Origin of the sequence: Tunicatimonas sp., assembly GCF_049647865.1 — a bacterium.
Lineage (GTDB): Bacteria > Bacteroidota > Bacteroidia > Cytophagales > Cyclobacteriaceae > Tunicatimonas.
Genome location: NZ_JBARYM010000450.1, coordinates 1 through 18,769, shown reverse-complemented (window position 1 = coordinate 18,769; position 18,769 = coordinate 1). Strand labels below are relative to the sequence as shown.

The window sequence follows — 18,769 nt, the reverse complement described above, 5'->3', positions numbered from 1 at the left end:
CTTAAAAAATGAATTTCATGTACGCTGATCAAAAAAATAGCTTCCGAATGAGCCGAATCAGATGGCTAGTAGCATTTATTCTTCTCATTGTTTCCAGTTACTGTTTAAAAGCCCAAACACGTGTTTCTGGTCAGGTGATGGATGAAAGTCAGCAATCAATTTCTTTTGCTAACATCCTTTTACTGTACTCATCTGACTCTACCTTAGCCGAAGGAACCATTTCTAATGCTAAAGGGGAATTCTTAATAGAAACTCAGACCGATGATTATATTCTCTATATTACATCGGTGGGGTATCACTCAGTTTCGTCACGACTTACGGTAACCCCAACTACCGAACAGTACCTTGGAACCTTTCAATTAATTGAAAGTACACAGGAATTAGACGAAGTGCTAGTTAGAGGACAAAAGCAATTATTTGAAAAACAGGTAGACCGAACGGTAGTGAATGTGCAGAGCAGCATTACTTCAGCCGGTCGTACGGTGCTGGAAGTGCTGGAGAAAAGCCCGGGGGTAATTGTTAATCGCCAAAATAACAGTATCGCCCTGAACGGGAAAAATGGGGTGATGGTCATGATTAACGGAAAGATTAGCCGTCTTCCCACGGATGCGGTAGTGCAAATGCTGAACGGAATGAGCGCGGCTAATATTGAAAAGATTGAGTTAATCACCACTCCGCCCGCTAAGTACGATGCCGAAGGCAATGCCGGAATTATTCATCTGGTGACGACAGAAAATGAAGATATAGGTACCAACGGAAATATTGGAGCTACTGTAGGTTACAGTGGGGCAGAAACCTGGGGGTTAAATGCTAATATCAATCATCGCAACCAGCAAGTCAATACCTTCTTTACCTACTCAATACTAAGCGATCGAACTGTGCATCGATGGAATACTGAACGCTTTATCACCGACGGGGATTTTATCGAGGTAAACCGAAGCTTCAATCGTAGAAACCCTATTACTACTGTACAAAATCTACGTTTGGGCCTAGAATATGATATTAATGATCAAACGTCGGTCGATCTGCTCATTACTGGCTATCGGAGATACTGGGATACCCACGATAATATTAACAATATCAATATGATTCGTACTGATTCAACGGTGGTAAACACAGTGGCAGTGCATGGTATCAATCGGTGGAACAGTGCGACGGCCAGCGTAGGAATTCGCCATCAGCTGGATGAGCGACAAACGATCGATTTGTCAGTAGACTACCTTTATTATCATCAAATTAATCCTTCCGACTACGATAATTCAATCACATACATTGAGTCCACTCAATCAGAAAATGAGTTTCTGCAATCAGAAAAAAGCACGCCTATTCACTTCAAGATAGGCAGCCTTGACTACGAAAATACTATTAGCCCTACACTTTCAGTAGAAGCGGGCGGGAAGGGCTCACTATCTCGGTTTACCAATATTGTGAGTGTCACCCGTACGCTAAAAGGGACTACCATCATCGATCCACAATTTACGGGTACCTCAACGCTAGATGAAAAAATAGTGGCGGCTTATGGCTCAGCGAAGTGGCAACCCGCTACTAATTGGGATATGCAGGGAGGGATGCGATACGAGTATACCAATACTCATTTAGGTACTGAGGAAGAGGCGAATTTAGTAGACCGTGAATTTGGTAATTTATTTCCGAGCCTTACGATCAGTTACCAGATGCAAGAAGATAGTAAACTCGGCTTGGCCTATAGTCGCAGGATTACGCGGCCTACCTATAATGATTTAGCACCCTTTGTGTTTTTCGTGAATCCAACGACGGCACTGAGCGGAAATCTGTCATTACGGCCCGCCATAAGCGACGGGTTTGATCTAAGCTACCAGCGAAAGCAATGGTGGGTTGCCCTGAAGTACAGCTATACGCAGAATGAAATTGTGCCCTTCCAGCCTGAACTTGATGTAGCTACCAACATGCAGATACAACGCTCACAAAACCTGAAGTATTTACAATCTTTTGGTATCCATAGCACATTACCGATTACCATTGTACGCTGGTGGGAATTTCGGAACGATGCTTCCCTCTACTTATACCAACTTCAAACCCAGCACTTAGTAGAGAATGTGCGGGATGATATACTGACCTTCACTTACAATGGTACTAACTCATTTCAGTTACCTCGAGATTATTCACTAGAAATTACCGGGTATTATCAGTCCGCTTCTCCTATGGGACTGCTACGGCTTGCGCCAATGGGCCGATTAGATGTTGGCCTAAAGAAACAACTGAAAGGTGATAGAGGAATGCTAAGTCTGGTTGGGACGGACTTATTCAATACCAACTTCTGGAGGTTGTCAACCGATGCCCCTGAGTCTAATATCCAAACGTCTATAGTATATAATTGGGGGCTGCGAGGAGTAACGATAAGTTACTCGAGAACATTAGGCAACAAAAAACTAAAGAAAGTTAATATCAAGTCTGGGTCAGATACTGAGCGTCAGCGGGTGCAGTAATGGGTACTGTAGGAGAAATTTAGAAGGTAATACTTTTGCTATTAAAAACGATACTCTAGCTATGAAAACAAGGCTTCTTATTATTTATGCTAACCCTCAGTTTTTCTGGAATAAATCTAGCCAACTCTAAGCCGGTGGTAAGGACTTATCTCGCTGAAGATTCTCTGGCTGTCTACCAGCAGATTTCTCACTATCTACAATATTTTGATAATACCGAAGATATTTTCATTGCTTTATCTATTTCAAAACGAATGCCTAAGAATACAAAGGGAATGACTTATTGCGCTCAGCCTGTAAAATCGTTTCCTTACCAGATTATTAGAGTGCGAATTGCTGACGGATTGTCAGAGAAAGAAAGAAATGAAGTGCTCGCCCACGAGATGATTCATGTAAAGCAATATGTAAAAGGTGAATTAGAACTCTTGGATAATCATAGAGTAAGATGGATGGGTAAGACGTTCCGCAACCATTTCATTGGTGCCAAGCAGCGATTCTCGCCCTGGGAAAAGGAGGCTTATCGCACGGAGACCTTAGTGACGAAAGTTTGTCAGGAACAACTCAACAATCCTCTACTAGCTCAAAGGGTAGATCAGTACACTATTAAGTATTCGTGGGAGGGAGATTCAGTGGAGTTTAATCTCAGTGCTCTAAGCAGATTTTTCCGATGATAACAATTTGTAATTACATTTTCTTAAACTATAATCATACACACATGGATTTTCAAAACCTAAATTCATCCAGTCTCAGTTCTCGAAGAAATTTTATGGGCAAGCTGGTAGCCACTGCCGGAGCAACGAGCTTAGCAGTTCCGGCTTTAGAAGAAGCAAGCGCGAATTTGGCTCCTTCCGCAAAAACCGTCGGTGAAGCCGAAGCCTGGTTTGAAAACGTGAAAGGCAAGCACCGAGTGGTCTACGATGCTCCTGAACCACACGCAGGTTTTCCGGTCTTATGGTCGTGGGCATTTATGCTTTCTAACAACCAGACTGGTACAGCTGATGAAGATTTGACGGCGATGGTAGTATTACGCCACAATGCGATTCCGTTTGCAATGAAAAATGAACTGTGGAAGAAGTACAATTTTGGTGAAATGTTCAAAGTAACCGATAATTCTACCCAAGTGACTTCCCAACGAAACCTCTACTATGAACCCAAAGAAGGCGATTTTCCGGTGCCTGGCGTCAATGGTATTAAAACTCAGCTAAACCGTGGTGCTATGTATTGCGTTTGCGACCTAGCTTTAAGTGTATTCAGCGGCTTTGCGGCTCAAGCGATGGGACTGAAGGCCGAAGAAGTAAAGAAAGATTGGGTAGCTGGAGTATTACCGGGTATTCAGATTGTTCCTTCTGGAGTATGGGCCTTAGGTCGGGCGCAGGAGCGTGATTGTGCTTACATCTACGCCGGAGGATAATTTTAAGATTTTAGGGATTGGGGGTTAGGGTTTGGAATTCTAATCCCCAACACCTAAACCCTAATCCCAATTAATTATCAATCTAACTATCCAATCTCATGAAAAAATACGTAATACTTCTGTTTCCAATTGCCTTTACCATCCAGGCTTGGGCACAAAACCAACCCGTAAAAATCGTTTTTGATGTTACCAGTAGTAATGAAAAAGCCCATCAGTCTGCCGTTCGGCACGTAAAAATGATGAGTGAGGCTTATCCCGACTCAGAATTTGAGGTAGTCGTTTACAGTGGGGCCATTGCAATGGTGTTAGAAGAGGAATCTTCAGTAGCCGACGATATTACCCAATTGAAAGGCAATGACCAGGTATCCTTCAAAGTATGCGAAGCCACCATGAAACGCCGACAGATAGACAAGTCTCAGTTGTTACCTGGCGTAGGCACGGTGCCTGACGGCATTCTAGAAATCGTTACTAAGCAAGGCGAAGGCTGGGGTTACATTAAAGAAGCACACAACTAATTCAATGTGCAATTAGCAGTGTGCAATGTACAATTAACAGCACTTTGTACATTATACCTGTTCATTGCTAACTGTTAACTGCACATTGCGGGGCAACCCTTGTTAATTGTCTAAAATGTCTGAGAGATCACTTATTCAATATGTTAAGCGGCTGATTCAATTGGTCTGGGTGCTGATTATCTGCGTAGTAGGTTCTACTGCCTTATTCCTAAGTGATGCGATGGGTTTACTGTCATTTCAGACGAAGGAATCGGAATTGAAAGCCTTGGCTAGTAACCATAGTGCTTCGGAAAAAAAAGCGCGGTGGCAGGCCCCTGATACGTCGGCTATTCCTAATGATTCACGAGGTGATCTGATTCGCTACGGCCGGGAATTGATTGCCCACACTTCAGTCTATCTGGGACCAAAGGGAAAAGTACGGAAAATTAGCAACGGCCTGAATTGCCAGAACTGTCATCTGAAAGCCGGTACCGTACCCTTCGGAAATAACTACGCCCGCGTAGCATCTTCTTATCCTAAGCGACGCAATCGCTCCGGTACGGTAGAAGGATTTGTAGAACGAGTAAATGGCTGTTTTGAACGGAGCTTAAATGGTCAACCCCTCGAACCCGATAGTAGGGAAATGCAAGCAATGGTAGCTTATCTGAAGTGGGTAGGAAAAGATGTAGAAAAAGGCGAAACGCTACTTGGTCTTGGGTTGGTGAAACTTACCTTCCTAGATCGTCCCGCAGACCCAATAAAAGGAAAATCAGTGTACGATAGCTACTGCGCCCGCTGTCACGGGGAGGAGGGTGAGGGTCAACTAGCCGAAAGCGGACTGGAATGGATCTACCCTCCACTTTACGGCGACGACAGCTATAACTATGGCGCAGGATTATATCGCCTATCAAAGTTTGCTTCCTACGTAAAAGCCAATATGCCCTACGGGGTTACCTTTGAAAACCCTTTTCTGACGGATGAAGAAGCCTGGGATGTAGCCGCTTACGTAAATTCTATGCCCCGACCAGAGAAAGACCTAATAGCCGATTGGCCGAATATTACTAAGAAACCAGTAGATCACCCATTTGGTCCATACGCTGATAATTTCACCGAAGAACAACATAAGTACGGTCCTTTTCCACCCATTATAGCTGCTAGAGAATAATGGAAGTAGTAGGCTATATATCACTGTTCTTCGTCGGCTTGGTACTGGGAACGTTGGGTGGAGGTGGCTCTATTCTGTCTGTTCCTATCCTGGTCTACCTGTTTTCTATTGATGCCGTGATGGCTTCAGCCTATTCGCTGTTCATCGTAGGCACTACCAGCCTAGTGGGTACTTTTCTGAAGCTTAACGTACAAATGGTGAACCTACGGGTTGGAATTACATTTGGGTTACCCTCACTCATCACAATTTTCTCTACCCGCAAATGGCTGATACCTGCCATCCCCGAAGTCATCCTTCAAACCGAAAGCATCATAATTACCAAACGGTTTTTGATTATAGGATTGTTTGCAGTACTGATGATTTTAGCCTCTCTAACGTTGATAAGGAAGCGAAAAGAATCTCAATCCGAGCAAGAATATTCCGGTCCTTACTTGATGGGGGTCGGAGCACTTACCGGAGTTTTAACCGGACTAGTAGGGGCAGGCGGTGGCTTTCTCATTATTCCGGCGCTGGTCTACTTCGCCAAAATGGGCTTTAAAACCGCAGTAGGTACTACGCTATTGATTATCACAGTCAATTCGCTCTTCGGGTTCATGGGCGATGTTATTAATTACCAAATTAACTGGTATTTTCTATTTTCCGTCACTGTGCTAGCCATTGTGGGTATCGTAGTAGGAACTCATCTGGCAGTAAACGTTTCTAACCAAACCCTGCGGTGCTTTTTTGGATGGCTAGTACTGGGAATAGGTACGCTGATCTTAGCGAAAGAACTCTTAGTCTAAATACTCAGTCTTACTCCGCATCTTTCAACCGGGCTAAGTCAGCCTCGGCGGCGATGTAGCCGAAAGCGGCCCAGTAGCGTCCGTCGACAATATCTTCCATCATTTTGGTTCCTGAAGTGCTATCGCCCTGACTCAGATAATAATTCGCTACACCGTAGCCTTTAGTGGCTAATTGTAACGCCCGATCGTCTGGTGAAGCGGTTTCGGGTATTTGGAGTAGCGAATCTGGTTCCATCACTCCTTTGTACATCAGCAGTCTTTCAAAGTAACCATCATTTGCTACAATGTTCATTTCCTGCTCCACATCGGCTAACAATCGCTCAGCTACTTCGTCTTCGCCTAGCCGTCGGTAGGTCATATAGAGCCAGTCCACCGTAGCGACTACTTCGTCGTCGTCATCGCAAAATTCTAGGCACCTTTGATACGATTCTGCCGCTTTACCGTATTCTCCGTTCAGGTAGTGTGCTAATCCGAGGTGGTAGTACACATTAAACTGCAATGTAGTTGGTTCCTGCTGCGGTGGTACCGGAATCGGGATGCCGTCGGGTTCAATAATAATAGGTTGGTTCTCCAGTAGTTCCGCGCTTTTTTGTAGATCAGCTACCGCTTTGTCAAATTGCCGGGTAGTAATGTAGCGGTGCCCCCGGTGGCGGTACAGTTCCGGTGAATTAGGAAATTTCTGAATACCTTCGGTAAAGGTATTGATTGACTCTTGGTAGCGAGAGAGGTAGCCTAATCGCCTTCCTACCCACACCAACTGATCTACGCTGTCGGGCTGCTGCTGGTACTTTTGTTGAGCCGCTTGCAATGCCGAGTCGTACTGAGCCTGCCGTTCGGGTGACAAGTCCATCGCGTAGAGCGTATCGCCCAACATCGATATGGCCTCATAGGAAGGGGTTTCGGTAGTGGTGCTGTCAGATGTTTCCACCTTGCTTTCTGATTTTGGTTCGCTAGTGCAGCCGATAAGAACCAGAAATAGTAAATAACTAGCTGTTCGTTTCATAAATAGGTAGGACATTGTATCCGGTATTTTAATAGTTTAGGGTAGTAGCAAACTTACGTATTTTTACTTTATTCTTCTGCTCAAGGTTTATTGGCTGAACGTACCGCCTCAAACCACCAGCGGATACCCGGGTCCTCAGCAGTTCCGTCACCACCCAGATGGTAGCGTACCGGATAACCATCAGCTGGCCCCTGGCACCAGGGGTTAGAATGAAGATGTACGTACAGACCCGGTTGTTTTTTGGCAGCTTCAATTTCCTGTAGATGAATCTTTTTACCCGTTGGGGTATACACGCCGGGAGGTACGAATTGCTTGGTCCAACCACCGAATAGTTCTACGTTAACCATTGGCTTGTCCGGTACGCCGCTCTCGCGAAAATAGTCGTAATGCCAACCGCTATCCTGCCCCGCTTCAATATCACCGGAGAAGGTATCAAACAAGAGCACATCTACCCACTCCGACTTTCCAATCACTACGTTGGAGCTATCGTGATATCCGCCGCCACCTACCAGTCGGTTAGGATCAAGCTTTTTCACGTGTTGGCATAGGTCAATAATGTTTTGGGGTTCATTAAATCGGAAAGGCGCAAAATTGCGATAGATAGAGGAGTTTTGTTCGTTGGCGATATTAATAATAATATTCTCGTAGGGTTCTAGAATTTTTACCGTGGTTTCTACGGCCTGAAAGATGGCCTCCCGGGAATTTAATTTACGAGTATCGTTTCGGTTATCAATCACTCGCTGATAGAAGATTCCTACTACAACCACCATATCTCGCTGTTGACAAGCCTCAGTAATTTGTTTTAATCTGCGGGTGTGTCTTTCATCTAGTGCTTTCCCCTCATTGCGGAAGGGATCACTAAAGCCTCCGCTGGAACCTTGTAAGTAGACGCTAACGGTATTAACACCGTATCTTTTATAGTCATCCAAATTAGCAATAAGTTGTTCCGTTAAGCTATCGGTTTGGCTGGCACTGGCCACCCGGATACCCCACATATCAAATTCTTTACCGTCTAATAAGAATTGATTGCCTTGCACCGATAGCTGTTGTGCCAAGATGGTAGATTGAATGAAGCAAAGTAAAAATAATAATAACGGATAGCGCATAATAGTAAGAGTAGGTTGCTACTAGCAAAGTACTATAAACCTTTGAATCTCTATATTTTTTGTAAAATTTTCGTAAAGCATATGGGTTTCTCCCGTGGGCTCTTTTATTTAGCAACAATCTAAAACAATTCTCATGGCCAAAACGCAGCAAAATAATAATCCCGAACTAGAACGAGTAAAGCAGCTTACGGAACGTAACGTAGGGTGGAAACGCTTTGGCCCGTACCTGTCGGAGCGACAGTGGGGCACCGTGCGGGAAGATTATAGCACTAATGGCGATGCCTGGGGGCATGTTTCGCACGATGTATCGCGTAGTTATGCCTACCGTTGGGGCGAAGATGGCATTGCGGGTTTTTCGGATAATAAGCAATTAATTTGTTTTGGACTAGCTCTTTGGAACGGGCAGGATCCTATTCTAAAGGAGCGATTGTTCGGGCTGAGTAATCCGGAAGGAAACCACGGTGAAGATGTAAAGGAACTGTACTACTATTTGGATGGCACTCCTTCGCACTCCTACATGAAGATGCTTTACAAGTATCCGCAGCAGGCGTTTCCCTATCAGGAAATAGTAAGCGAAAACCGTAGGCGAAACAAGCAACAATTGGAACACGAACTGGTCGACACCGGCGTGTTTAACGATGATGAGTACTTTGATGTGTACGTAGAGTACGCCAAAGCGGAGGAGAATGATTTTGTTATGAAAGTGACGGTTTGGAACCGAGCTAAGCAAGCTGCCCCTATCCATATTCTACCTTCCTGCTGGTTTCGTAATACTTGGAGCTGGGGCTACGACGACTACAGACCCAACCTACACAAGGAAGCTGAAGGTGAAGTAAAAGTTACCTACCGAAATCAACCCGACTACTTTATTCGCTACGAAGGGGAACCTACGCCGCTGTTTTGCGAAAATGAAACCAATGGCCTACGTTTCTCCCGAGAATCAACCACTCCGTTTCCAAAAGATGCGGTGCATCGCTACGTAGTGAATGGTGAAAAATCGGCTGTAAATCCAGAACTAGTAGGAACCAAGGCGGCACTTCATTACCATCACGAGATTCCGGCGGGGGAAAGTTGGTCGGTAAAAATCCGGTTTACCCCCCAGGCTGACCGGACTGAAAATTGGGAAGAGATAGTTGAACAACGCCAGCAAGAAGCCGATCTGTTTTACCAGCACTTACAGAAAAATATTCAAGACGAAGATCAGCGACGTATTCAGCGGCAGTCCTACGCCGGAATGCTCTGGAGCAAACAGTTTTACTACTACGATATAAACAAGTGGATCAAGGGTGACCCTGCTACTCCTAAGTTACCGGCAGATCGTAAAAAAGGGCGTAACGCTTCGTGGCGACACTTGGTAAACCGGAACATTATTTCTATGCCCGATAAGTGGGAGTACCCTTGGTACGCGGCCTGGGATCTAGCTTTCCACTGTGTGCCCTTAGCTCGGCTCGATCCGGAATTTGCCAAACGGCAGCTACTGCTGATGCTGCGAGAGTACTACATGCACCCCAACGGGCAGATCCCCGCGTACGAATGGAACTTCAGCGACGTAAACCCTCCGGTACACGCTTGGGGGGCCTGGCAAGTATACTCGATTGATAAAGAAACGAAAGGTGAGGGGGATATTGAGTTTCTGGCGAAAGTGTTTCATAAGCTACTGATGAACTTCACCTGGTGGGTTAACCAAAAAGACTCTAGTGGTAATAATCTCTTTGAAGGTGGTTTTCTAGGATTAGATAATATTGGTGTATTTGACCGGAGTCACAACGTGCCCAACGGTGGATATTTAGAGCAAGCCGACGCCACCGCCTGGATGGCAATGTACTCGTTAAATATGCTGCGGATGGCTCTGGAAATTGCTCAAACCCGACCTTACTACCAAGAGATGGCCTCTAAGTTCTTTGAGCATTTTCTGGCTATTGCTTCATCCATGTTCAACATTGGTAAGGAGAACGTAGACCTTTGGGATAACATTGACGAGTTTTACTACGATGTAGTGCACCCGTCCGGTCAACCGGGGCATTTGCTTAAGGTTCGCTCGATTGTGGGAATTATTCCGCTGTTCGCCGTAGAAGTACTCAACCCCGAACTATACAAAAACCTGCCTGATTTTACTCGTCGGTTACAGTGGGTACTAGAAAATCGTCCGGAGCAAGCGGCTCTCATTTCGCGCTGGTACGAACCAGGTCGGGGCGAAACCCGGATGCTCTCACTAGTACGGGTACATCGCCTGAAGTGCATTTTGCGACGTATGCTATCCGAGCTAGAGTTTTTATCGGATTATGGTATTCGGGCCATGTCTAAATACCATGAAAAAAACCCTTACGAATACCGAATAGGTAATCATTCTTACAAGGTTTCGTATCTACCGGGAGAGTCAGATTCAGGTATGTTTGGAGGAAACTCCAATTGGCGCGGGCCGATCTGGTTTCCAATTAACTTCTTAATTATTGAATCGCTTCATAAGTTTCATAAGTACTACGGCAATACACTTAAAGTGGAGTTTCCTACCGGCTCAGGTAAATTTTTGACGTTGGATCATATTGCTCAAAAAATATCTGAACGGTTAATTTCTATATTCACTGAACAGAAGAATGGCCAACGAGCATTTACCGGGGATAATGATAAATTTCAAGATCCTCACTTTCACAACAATTTATTGTTTTACGAGTATTTCCACGGTGAATCGGGCAGAGGATTAGGAGCTTCACACCAAACCGGATGGACAGGCTTAGTTAGTGAACTTATTCAGCTATCCCATCAGTAGCTTCTAGAGCATAATACTATTCTTTGGTGCAAATTCGTGTACTATTTTATGTAAAAAGTAGTAAATTTTTATGTCAATTTAGGTAAAAACTGCGAACCTGTTGTTTTTTTTACTTCGCTGCTTCTATTTCTTTCCCCGATAAAATAGATAAGTGAAAGCAGTTGATTATCAATTAGTTATGGGAAAAGTGCGCCTATTCTGCTTACCTCATATCATTGCTATAGTATAAAAAATTATAATAATCTTTATATTTAATAATATTTTGATTAATTTTGGTATAAATAATACTCAAGTAATATAAGTATCATTTTTTATACTATTATTATAATGAAAGATAAGATCACCCCTATATTAATGTTACTGTTAGCTCTATTAATAGTAATTGCTAACCAATCCGAAGCTCAAATACCCGCTGATGCTAGTCCCTGCTACTCAGATTTCGTGGTGTCTTTTACCCCGGGTACCACAAAAGGAGGTGCCATTGTAGCTAATGAGAACTCACTTTCCGTGGTAACTGGCGATGAAATTGGTGACGATAACTCAATCTCACTCGGTATTAATGGAGAAATTGTTATTGGTTTTAGTAGTCCCATCCCTTTAGATACTGGCGATGATCTATTAATTGATGAGCGGGATGATAGCGCGAGCGATGAGAAAATAGATGTATACGTTTCTAATAGCTTAGACGACGATTTCGAGTTAGTTGCCAGTAACATCTCTGGAAATGGATTTATCAATGTAGAAATACCAGGCTTTGCCGAAGTCAAATACGTAAAATTGGTAGAGGTTAGCGATCCGGCTGATTTTGCTAATAATAACGCCAACGGATATGATCTTGATCGAGTGCTATCGTTACATGGTTGTGGTACCCCTTGCGCTACAAATCCTACTGCTGAGCTAACTAGCAACATTGTCCAATGTCCTGATGGAAACGCTTCTTTAGCGGTAACCCTTACTGGCACCGGCCCTTGGGATTTGGGCTATTCTAATGGTACTGATTTACGAGTGGAAAAAAATATTGACCTTGCCAATGTGGCTATTCCATTTGATATGAATGGGTTGGTTGGACTAGACTGGGTTACAGATCGCTCTACAGGTTGTACTGCAATTCTTGATGCAGGTAATACTACATTTATTACAGATTCTGCGCGAGCTTACTTTCAGGCTAATCAACCAGATAATATCTGTCTACCCGGTGCTCGTAAATTCTTACGAGTTGTTCTTATTGGTAAGCATCCTTGGTCGTTTACCTACTCAGCAACTCATAATGGAATCACGGAAACGTTTACGGAAGTAGCCGATAGACCAGAATACGTAGGGAAAGACAAAGTAGTGCATCAGCTAGAAGTAACTAAAATAGGTGAGTACGAATTACTCTCGGTGGTAGATGATTGTATGACTGGAGTGGTTGAAGGTAAGAACATTAATTTGGTTGCCCCAGCGTCGGCTAAATTCATTGATCCTGACACTGTTTGCAGTGATTCAGAAGATGCCTCCTTAAACGTAGCATTAACCGGGTCTGCGCCATGGCAGCTTACTTGGGAAGTAGAAGGGGTTGAATATTCTCAAGCTGACATTGCTACTCCTACATTTTCCCTACCACTGAATTTGGACGGACAGCACATCTTAAAAAGTGTGCAGGGTGCGGCGGAATGCGGGGGAACAATTCTAGAAGATAGTATTGTAAATGTGCTAACCCCAGCTACTGCTCAGCTATTTCAGAAGAGTGGTTCGATTTGTAATTCATCTGAAGAGACTATTCTTACCATTCAGTTGAATGGTTCGGCGCCTTTTACTTTCGCATATACATTAGATGGTGAAGTGGTAGAAACGGTAGAAACTGAACTGTCAACCTACGAAGTTGCGGTTGATAAGCCGGGTGCATACCAGTTAGCGTGGGTTCAGAACGCTTGCGGGGAAGGTACTATTGAAGGTGAAGAAGTGATAGGTACTTCAACTCCAACATTCAATTCTATTTCTTACAAAATAGTGAGCCAGAGTTGTAACACAGTTACTTTATCAGTTCAGGCTGACTCTGTTTCGGATGATTTTGAGTATGCATGGTATGCAGATGGTGAGTTAATAGGGCGAGAAAGCACCCTGTCGTTTACCGAAGTTGTCAGTAGTAATGTGGATGTTTCTTTAGTCACCAAGCTAAGCCTTTGTACCGATACAGTAATAACTACTATTCCGATAGAAGCTATTGGAACCGGCAATGTAGGCCGCTTTAAGTACCAAACTGAAGGCGAGTCAAATTGTAAGGGTCAATTATTCGTCTTTGAATCTGATTCAGTAAATTCAGCATTTACCTATCAGTGGAAAGTAGACGGCAAGGTAGTGAGCGAAGAAGCTAGCGTAAGCACTCGACTTAGCATCGGTACGTATAATGTTCAGCTAATTATCAATGAAGGAAACTGCCAATATTCTAGTCAGCAACAGGTAGAGATGCCGGTCGTTGATTTAATCAACTTGAACGGGTTTGACTACACCATTGGCGACATAGTGAGTTGCAATCTGTACCAAGTTGATTTTGTAGCAGATACTATCAATAGTGAGATCAAGTACCAATGGCTGATTGACGATATGCTGGTGAGTGAGCAGGCTAGCTTTAGCTACGAATCAATTCCAGGGGAATTTGAAATTACTCTAAAAGTCGTATTAGGTGAGTGCCAGTATTCTTCCCAGCAGACAGTAAATATTGAAGGCATATCGCTAACTAATAATGGTTCTTTTGACTACGGGATAGAAGCAATTAACTGTAGCGAGCAGTCGCTTTCGGCTAGTGCTTTAGATTTAAGTGAGGAGGTACAGTATCAGTGGTGGCTAAATGATGAACTCATTGGTGAGCAAGAACGAATTTCTGCCATACTTTCTCCGGGTGAGCATGTGCTTCGGTTAACCACGCAAGTGGGCGGATGCCGCTACGAAGTAGAAGAAACAGTATCAGTAGCCTCGGCTGAATCCTTGGTCAATATTCCGAACGTACTTAGCCCTCAAGCTGCTCAACCCGATGACCGAGTAGTGAAGGTATACGGGAGATGTTTTGTTGAAGCTGACTTTCTATTTCAGATCATTGATCGCTGGGGCGGAATTGCCTACGAGACGAACAGGGTAGAAGAAGCTCTAACTCAAGGCTGGGACGGAGGAAGTTATCCGTCGGGAGTCTATACCTACATTTTGCGAGGTCAATTTGATAGTGGCTCATCATTTCAGAAGCAAGGAAAAATCACTCTTATTAAGTAAAAAAATAGCATGAAACTACGTAAGCTTTTATATATCGTTTTATTAATAGGCGTAACTGCTTATCAGAGTGCCCACGCCCAAAGTCCATCATTCTCTCAATTCTATAACGCCCGATTGTATCTTAACCCTGCTTTTGCCGGAACCGAAGAGAACGCTATCGTCAGCGTTACGCATCGGGCCCAGTGGAATCAGCTGGAAGGTAGTTACATTTCTAATCAAGTAACCGGAGTGTTGCCTATCCGAATTGACAAAGGGTTGCAACCCCGAGGGCACATTGGTGGAGTTGGGATTTCTGTTCATCAAGATCAAGCCGGACCTAACGGAAGCTTCCGAAACATAGGAGGCAACTTGACGTTTGGCTATGATTTACCGTTAGATGTTCAACGTACTCAGCATTTGGTCTTCGGGCTGCAAACCGGATTTGGGCAGCGTAGTCTTTCTCCCGAAGGCTACCAATGGGGCAGTACCTACAATCCGGCCACCGGACAGTTCGACGGGGCTGGAAGTCGATTAGCTATTAATGACAAAGCCTACTTTGATGTAAGCGGTGGAGTTCTGTGGCAGTACGCACCTCGTCGCAAAGATGTATACTATGAGAAGGAATCGCACTACGGGAAACGTCTATCAGCTTTAGAGGGAGCATCGTTGGGTGTAGCCGCATACCATCTAAATTCGCCTGAAACCTCTTTGCTCACCGAAGGTAGTGATCCACTACCGGTATTATTCAAAACGCACGGAAGTATAGTGCTGGGAGTAACGGAGCAACTGTTTGTTTCCGGTAGCGCGGTAGCTTTATTTCAAGGTGAATCCGACCAAATAAACGTTGGTAGCTTCTTAACCTATCGGATGAAACGTATTGCTAACGAACCTACCATGCTTCGCGTAGGAGGGTGGTATCGGATTCAGGATGCTTACGTAGCCACCGCCGAAGTGCAACTTCCGAATTTCCACGTCGGGTTTAGCTACGACCTAAATACCACTGCGATTAATGCCATCAGCAACCCCCTCACGACCTATGAAATCTTCGCGGCAATACGGTTGAATAAGCGGGGGAATTCTCGGCTGGTATATTAAGAGTTTTAAGTTACAGGTTTAGATAAGTTGTATGTTTTAGGTTTAGAAGGTTACAAGCTTAGATAAGAGTGAAACCTGTAACTCTCTAAACTTTTCAAACCTGAAACCAATTACCGAAACTTATTCTTCAATTGCTGAAGTTGATCCTCCATATTCCCATCATTTGATTTACGCGACTCGCGGCGAGGTTGTTTCGATTTAGCTTTTGATGGTTGAGCAGCAAATGGGTCTTGTTTCATAGAGAGACTAATTCGTTTGCGGGGAATATCGACTTCCAGCACCGTAACTTGTACCTTCTGCTGTACTTTCACTACCTGGGTAGGATCTTTGATAAAGTGATCGGCTAAGTGGCTGATGTGGACTAATCCATCTTGATGAACGCCTACATCTACAAAAGCGCCGAATTTGGTCACGTTCGTGATAATTCCTGGTAGTTTCATGCCCACTTTTAAGTCTTTCATTTCGTTGACTCCTTCCTCAAACTGAAAAAGCTCAAACGGCTCCCGGGGGTCGCGTCCTGGTTTGTCTAGCTCCTCCATAATATCCTGGAGCGTAGGCAACCCCACTTCCTCGGAGGTATATCGTTGAATATCAATCTTTTTTCGCAATTCGGGAGTAGTCAATAGATTATCAACTTGGCTGTTTACATCGCGAGCCATTTGCTGTACTAAACCGTAACGTTCGGGGTGTACCGCGCTATTATCTAGAGGGTTCTTCGCTCCCCGTATTCGCAAGAACCCAGCAGCTTGTTCAAAAACTTTATCGCCCAGTCGGCTCACCTTTTTTATCCCTTTCCGATCGGGAAAAGCACCGTTTTCGTTACGAAAATTCACCATATTTTTGGCTAGTACCGGACCAATTCCTGATACGTAACTCAATAATTGCTGACTGGCGGTATTCACGTCTACGCCCACTTTATTTACGCAACTTACCACCGTATCTTCCAGCCCTTGCTTAAGTGCATTTTGATCAACATCGTGTTGGTATTGGCCTACGCCAATCGATTTGGGATCAATCTTCACCAGCTCGGCCAGTGGATCAAGCAGACGACGACCGATGGAAACGGCTCCCCGAACGGTCACATCTTTATCCGGAAATTCGTCTCGGGCTACTTCCGAAGCAGAATAGATAGAGGCCCCGCTTTCATTCACCATAATCACCGGGATGGGTGAAGAAAAAGTTACATGAGACGATACAAACTGCTCGGTTTCCCGACTGGCGGTTCCATTTCCAATAGCAATAGCTTCAATCTGATGCTTCTCGCAAAGATGCATAACCGTGCTAGCTGATTCGTGGGTCTGCTTCTGGGGAGGGTTTGGGTAGATCGTCGTATGTTCCAACAGCTTACCCTGTCGATCTAAGCACACCAATTTACAACCGGTACGAAATCCAGGGTCTAAAGCCAGAATATTTTTTTCGCCCAGTGGTGCTGCCAGTAGCAATTGGCGTAAGTTTTCGGAGAACACCTCAATAGCTTCGGTATCGGCTTTCTTCTTAGTTTCTAGCCTAACTTCAGTTTCTAACGAAGGACGAAGTAACCGCTTATAGGCGTCAGTTACCGCTAATTGTACTTGCTGGGTTGAGGCGTGGTTATTTTTCAGAAACTGTCGCTCTAACTGATTCACTGCTCGCTCTTCGGGGGGAGCAATTGTTAACGACAGAAAGCCTTCTTTTTCGCCTCTTCGCATAGCCAGCAGCCGGTGAGAAGGAACTTTACCTACTGCTTCTTCCCAATCAAAGTAGTCGCGAAACTTATGACCGTCGGCTTCTTTTCCCTTTAGTACTTTCGTTTTTATAATTCCTTCTTTGCGAAACAATCGGCGCAGCGTTTCCCGAGCGGTTTGGTCTTCGTTGATCCACTCGGCAATAATATCGCGAGCACCCTGCAAAGCTTCATCGGCCGTAGTAACTTCTTGCTCAGCGTTAATAAAGGAACTGGCAAGCTGCTCAGGATTGGCGTTGGTTTGCTCAAAAACTTGCTCAGCTAGCGGTTCCAATCCTCGCTCGCGGGCAATGGTTGCTTTAGTGCGCCGCTTAGGTTTGTAGGGAAGGTACAAGTCTTCTACTTTCGCCATGGTATCGGCGGCTTCAATTCGCTTTCGCAGGCTGTCCGATAGTTTCCCTTGCTCATCAATCGATTTCAGCACACTTTCTTTGCGCTTATCTAATTCGCGTAACTGATTAGCCTGATCGCGAATCTGAGTAATCTGTACCTCATCCAGACTTCCCGTAACTTCTTTACGGTAGCGGGCAATAAAGGGCACCGTTGCTCCTTCATCCAACAATTGAAGGGCTTGGCCTACCTGTCGGGTACTTATATTTAAAGAAGGAGCAATGCGATCAACGATAGTGGTCATAGAGCAGAGTGATTGGAAACTGAAAAAAGAGAGGCAAAAATAGTGAGTCTCCTTCGAAATTCAAGGATAAGAATGGAGCATTTCTCAGAAGAAATTGCTATATTAATTAACACTAAATTTTACGGTCATGGCGAACACAACCTCCTCACCTGACCCCGAACCCAAACGGGCGATTATTCATGATATGGAGCTGGCTGATCAGCAAGCGGAAAAACTTCGGCAGCGAGCTGAGCAGCTAAAAAAGTTTGCTCAACGCTATACGGATAGCTCCTATGAGCAAAGCCATGTTTCAGTTGAGCACCATTCGCACGATCCAGCTAAGTGACCTAAAATAAATTTTTTCTATTCTTGATCAGTACTATTTTTTAACCAAGCTTCGGCCCGATCGTACTCCTCTTTTTCAATGGTATGGTAGCCGTCTTCGTACATGCTGAGCAATTCCCGGTAGGAGATTGTGTGCTGATTCATTTGCCAGAAATCGCCTTTGGCTATAATATCGGTGCTTTCGTAAGTAAATTCGCCTCGAGGCACTGGAAGAGCAACCAACTTTCGATAAATATCAGTTTTATCGTCGGTATGTTTTACGTAAAGATGTTTCATTGAAGTGTAGGTAAGTAAGGGTTGATTTCAGTTAATAGTTCCTGAAAAGCTCCCACTTTGGCTAAATCTACTAAATCAATGTCAATTGTAAAAATCGGACACCGCGAAAATGTTGCTGTCCACCGTTCGTAGCAATTATTAAGATTTTGAAGATAATCGGTTGGAATCGTATCTTCATTTTTCCGTTGCTGATCTTGAGTGCTATGGCGCTGTTGAATGCGCTGCTGCAACGTAGTCACGCTACCTCGTAAGTAAATAATTAAATTGGGCGGAGGTACCAGACTAATCATTGTTTCGTACAGGTG

The 18,769-nt window shown here is 44.4% G+C and carries 15 protein-coding genes; 10 read left to right on the top strand and 5 right to left on the bottom strand.

The genetic code is table 11. From position 1 onward, the window contains the following. The first annotated feature begins 47 nt into the window (after positions 1–47). From WBA23_RS13490 to WBA23_RS13465, 6 genes are all read left to right on the top strand, one after another. Positions 48–2,465: a TonB-dependent receptor domain-containing protein gene (locus tag WBA23_RS13490; RefSeq protein ID WP_424582802.1), complete on the top strand. Its 2,418-nt coding sequence runs from the start codon at positions 48–50 to the stop codon at positions 2,463–2,465. A 134-nt stretch (positions 2,466–2,599) separates the two neighbouring features. Further along, a complete protein-coding gene (locus tag WBA23_RS13485) occupies positions 2,600–3,133 on the top strand; it encodes a hypothetical protein (protein WP_424582801.1) in 534 nt (177 codons plus the stop codon). A 44-nt stretch (positions 3,134–3,177) separates the two neighbouring features. Continuing rightward, entirely contained in the window at positions 3,178–3,873 is a 696-nt protein-coding gene (locus tag WBA23_RS13480; RefSeq protein WP_424582800.1) for a Tat (twin-arginine translocation) pathway signal sequence containing protein, read from the top strand. 98 nt (positions 3,874–3,971) lie between these two features. Continuing rightward, a complete protein-coding gene (locus WBA23_RS13475; protein ID WP_424582799.1) occupies positions 3,972–4,388 on the top strand; it encodes a DsrE family protein in 417 nt (138 codons plus the stop codon). A 115-nt stretch (positions 4,389–4,503) separates the two neighbouring features. After that, positions 4,504–5,532, top strand: a complete 1,029-nt coding sequence (locus tag WBA23_RS13470; protein WP_424582798.1) for a c-type cytochrome — start codon at positions 4,504–4,506, stop codon at positions 5,530–5,532. Beyond that, on the top strand, positions 5,532–6,314 hold the full coding sequence (locus tag WBA23_RS13465) for a sulfite exporter TauE/SafE family protein (RefSeq protein ID WP_424582797.1): 783 nt from the start codon (positions 5,532–5,534) through the stop codon (positions 6,312–6,314). The genes WBA23_RS13470 and WBA23_RS13465 overlap by 1 nt, the downstream gene beginning before the upstream one ends. A 10-nt stretch (positions 6,315–6,324) precedes the next feature. Here WBA23_RS13465 and WBA23_RS13460 read toward each other — a convergent pair whose 3' ends face one another. Both WBA23_RS13460 and WBA23_RS13455 read right to left on the bottom strand, forming a co-directional pair. Next, entirely contained in the window at positions 6,325–7,317 is a 993-nt protein-coding gene (locus WBA23_RS13460) for a tetratricopeptide repeat protein (RefSeq protein WP_424582796.1), read from the bottom strand. A gap of 80 nt (positions 7,318–7,397) precedes the next feature. Beyond that, complete coding sequence (locus WBA23_RS13455; protein ID WP_424582795.1) at positions 7,398–8,423, bottom strand: cellulase family glycosylhydrolase; 1,026 nt, start codon at positions 8,421–8,423, stop codon at positions 7,398–7,400. Between the two features lie 133 nt (positions 8,424–8,556). On the opposite strand from WBA23_RS13455, the gene WBA23_RS13450 reads away from it, so the two are divergent. From WBA23_RS13450 to WBA23_RS13440, 3 genes are all read left to right on the top strand, one after another. Further along, entirely contained in the window at positions 8,557–11,190 is a 2,634-nt protein-coding gene (locus tag WBA23_RS13450; RefSeq protein WP_424582794.1) for an MGH1-like glycoside hydrolase domain-containing protein, read from the top strand. 327 nt (positions 11,191–11,517) lie between these two features. Then, a complete protein-coding gene (locus tag WBA23_RS13445) occupies positions 11,518–14,433 on the top strand; it encodes a hypothetical protein (protein ID WP_424582793.1) in 2,916 nt (971 codons plus the stop codon). 9 nt (positions 14,434–14,442) lie between these two features. Beyond that, the gene (locus WBA23_RS13440) at positions 14,443–15,507 is read left to right on the top strand and encodes a PorP/SprF family type IX secretion system membrane protein (RefSeq protein WP_424582792.1); all 1,065 of its coding nucleotides are present in this window, start codon (positions 14,443–14,445) and stop codon (positions 15,505–15,507) included. A 110-nt stretch (positions 15,508–15,617) separates the two neighbouring features. Here the strand turns inward: WBA23_RS13440 and WBA23_RS13435 are convergent, their stop codons facing one another. Then, positions 15,618–17,864 (bottom strand): Tex family protein, encoded by a 2,247-nt coding sequence (locus tag WBA23_RS13435; RefSeq protein ID WP_424582791.1) that lies wholly within the window; start codon positions 17,862–17,864, stop codon positions 15,618–15,620. A 127-nt stretch (positions 17,865–17,991) separates the two neighbouring features. Here WBA23_RS13435 and WBA23_RS13430 point away from each other — a divergent pair, with 127 nt between their 5' ends. Continuing rightward, a complete protein-coding gene (locus WBA23_RS13430; protein WP_424582790.1) occupies positions 17,992–18,189 on the top strand; it encodes a hypothetical protein in 198 nt (65 codons plus the stop codon). A 17-nt stretch (positions 18,190–18,206) separates the two neighbouring features. Here WBA23_RS13430 and WBA23_RS13425 read toward each other — a convergent pair whose 3' ends face one another. Further along, entirely contained in the window at positions 18,207–18,464 is a 258-nt protein-coding gene (locus tag WBA23_RS13425) for a hypothetical protein (RefSeq protein ID WP_424582789.1), read from the bottom strand. Further along, on the bottom strand, positions 18,461–18,769 hold a 309-nt coding region (locus WBA23_RS13420), incomplete at its 5' end, for a deoxynucleoside kinase (protein ID WP_424582788.1). The genes WBA23_RS13425 and WBA23_RS13420, both read right to left, overlap by 4 nt.

Bases quoted from the DNA above. Each gene is read 5' to 3' on its own strand.
- WBA23_RS13490 (WP_424582802.1), top strand. From the start codon at position 48: ATGAGCCGAATCAGATGGCTAGTAGCATTTATTCTTCTCATTGTTTCC.
- WBA23_RS13480 (WP_424582800.1), top strand. From the start codon at position 3,178: ATGGATTTTCAAAACCTAAATTCATCCAGTCTCAGTTCTCGAAGAAAT.
- WBA23_RS13475 (WP_424582799.1), top strand. From the start codon at position 3,972: ATGAAAAAATACGTAATACTTCTGTTTCCAATTGCCTTTACCATCCAG.
- WBA23_RS13470 (WP_424582798.1), top strand. From the start codon at position 4,504: ATGTCTGAGAGATCACTTATTCAATATGTTAAGCGGCTGATTCAATTG.
- WBA23_RS13465 (WP_424582797.1), top strand. From the start codon at position 5,532: ATGGAAGTAGTAGGCTATATATCACTGTTCTTCGTCGGCTTGGTACTG.
- WBA23_RS13460 (WP_424582796.1), bottom strand. From the start codon at position 7,317: ATGAAACGAACAGCTAGTTATTTACTATTTCTGGTTCTTATCGGCTGC.
- WBA23_RS13455 (WP_424582795.1), bottom strand. From the start codon at position 8,423: ATGCGCTATCCGTTATTATTATTTTTACTTTGCTTCATTCAATCTACC.
- WBA23_RS13450 (WP_424582794.1), top strand. From the start codon at position 8,557: ATGGCCAAAACGCAGCAAAATAATAATCCCGAACTAGAACGAGTAAAG.
- WBA23_RS13445 (WP_424582793.1), top strand. From the start codon at position 11,518: ATGAAAGATAAGATCACCCCTATATTAATGTTACTGTTAGCTCTATTA.
- WBA23_RS13440 (WP_424582792.1), top strand. From the start codon at position 14,443: ATGAAACTACGTAAGCTTTTATATATCGTTTTATTAATAGGCGTAACT.
- WBA23_RS13435 (WP_424582791.1), bottom strand. From the start codon at position 17,864: ATGACCACTATCGTTGATCGCATTGCTCCTTCTTTAAATATAAGTACC.
- WBA23_RS13430 (WP_424582790.1), top strand. From the start codon at position 17,992: ATGGCGAACACAACCTCCTCACCTGACCCCGAACCCAAACGGGCGATT.
- WBA23_RS13425 (WP_424582789.1), bottom strand. From the start codon at position 18,464: ATGAAACATCTTTACGTAAAACATACCGACGATAAAACTGATATTTAT.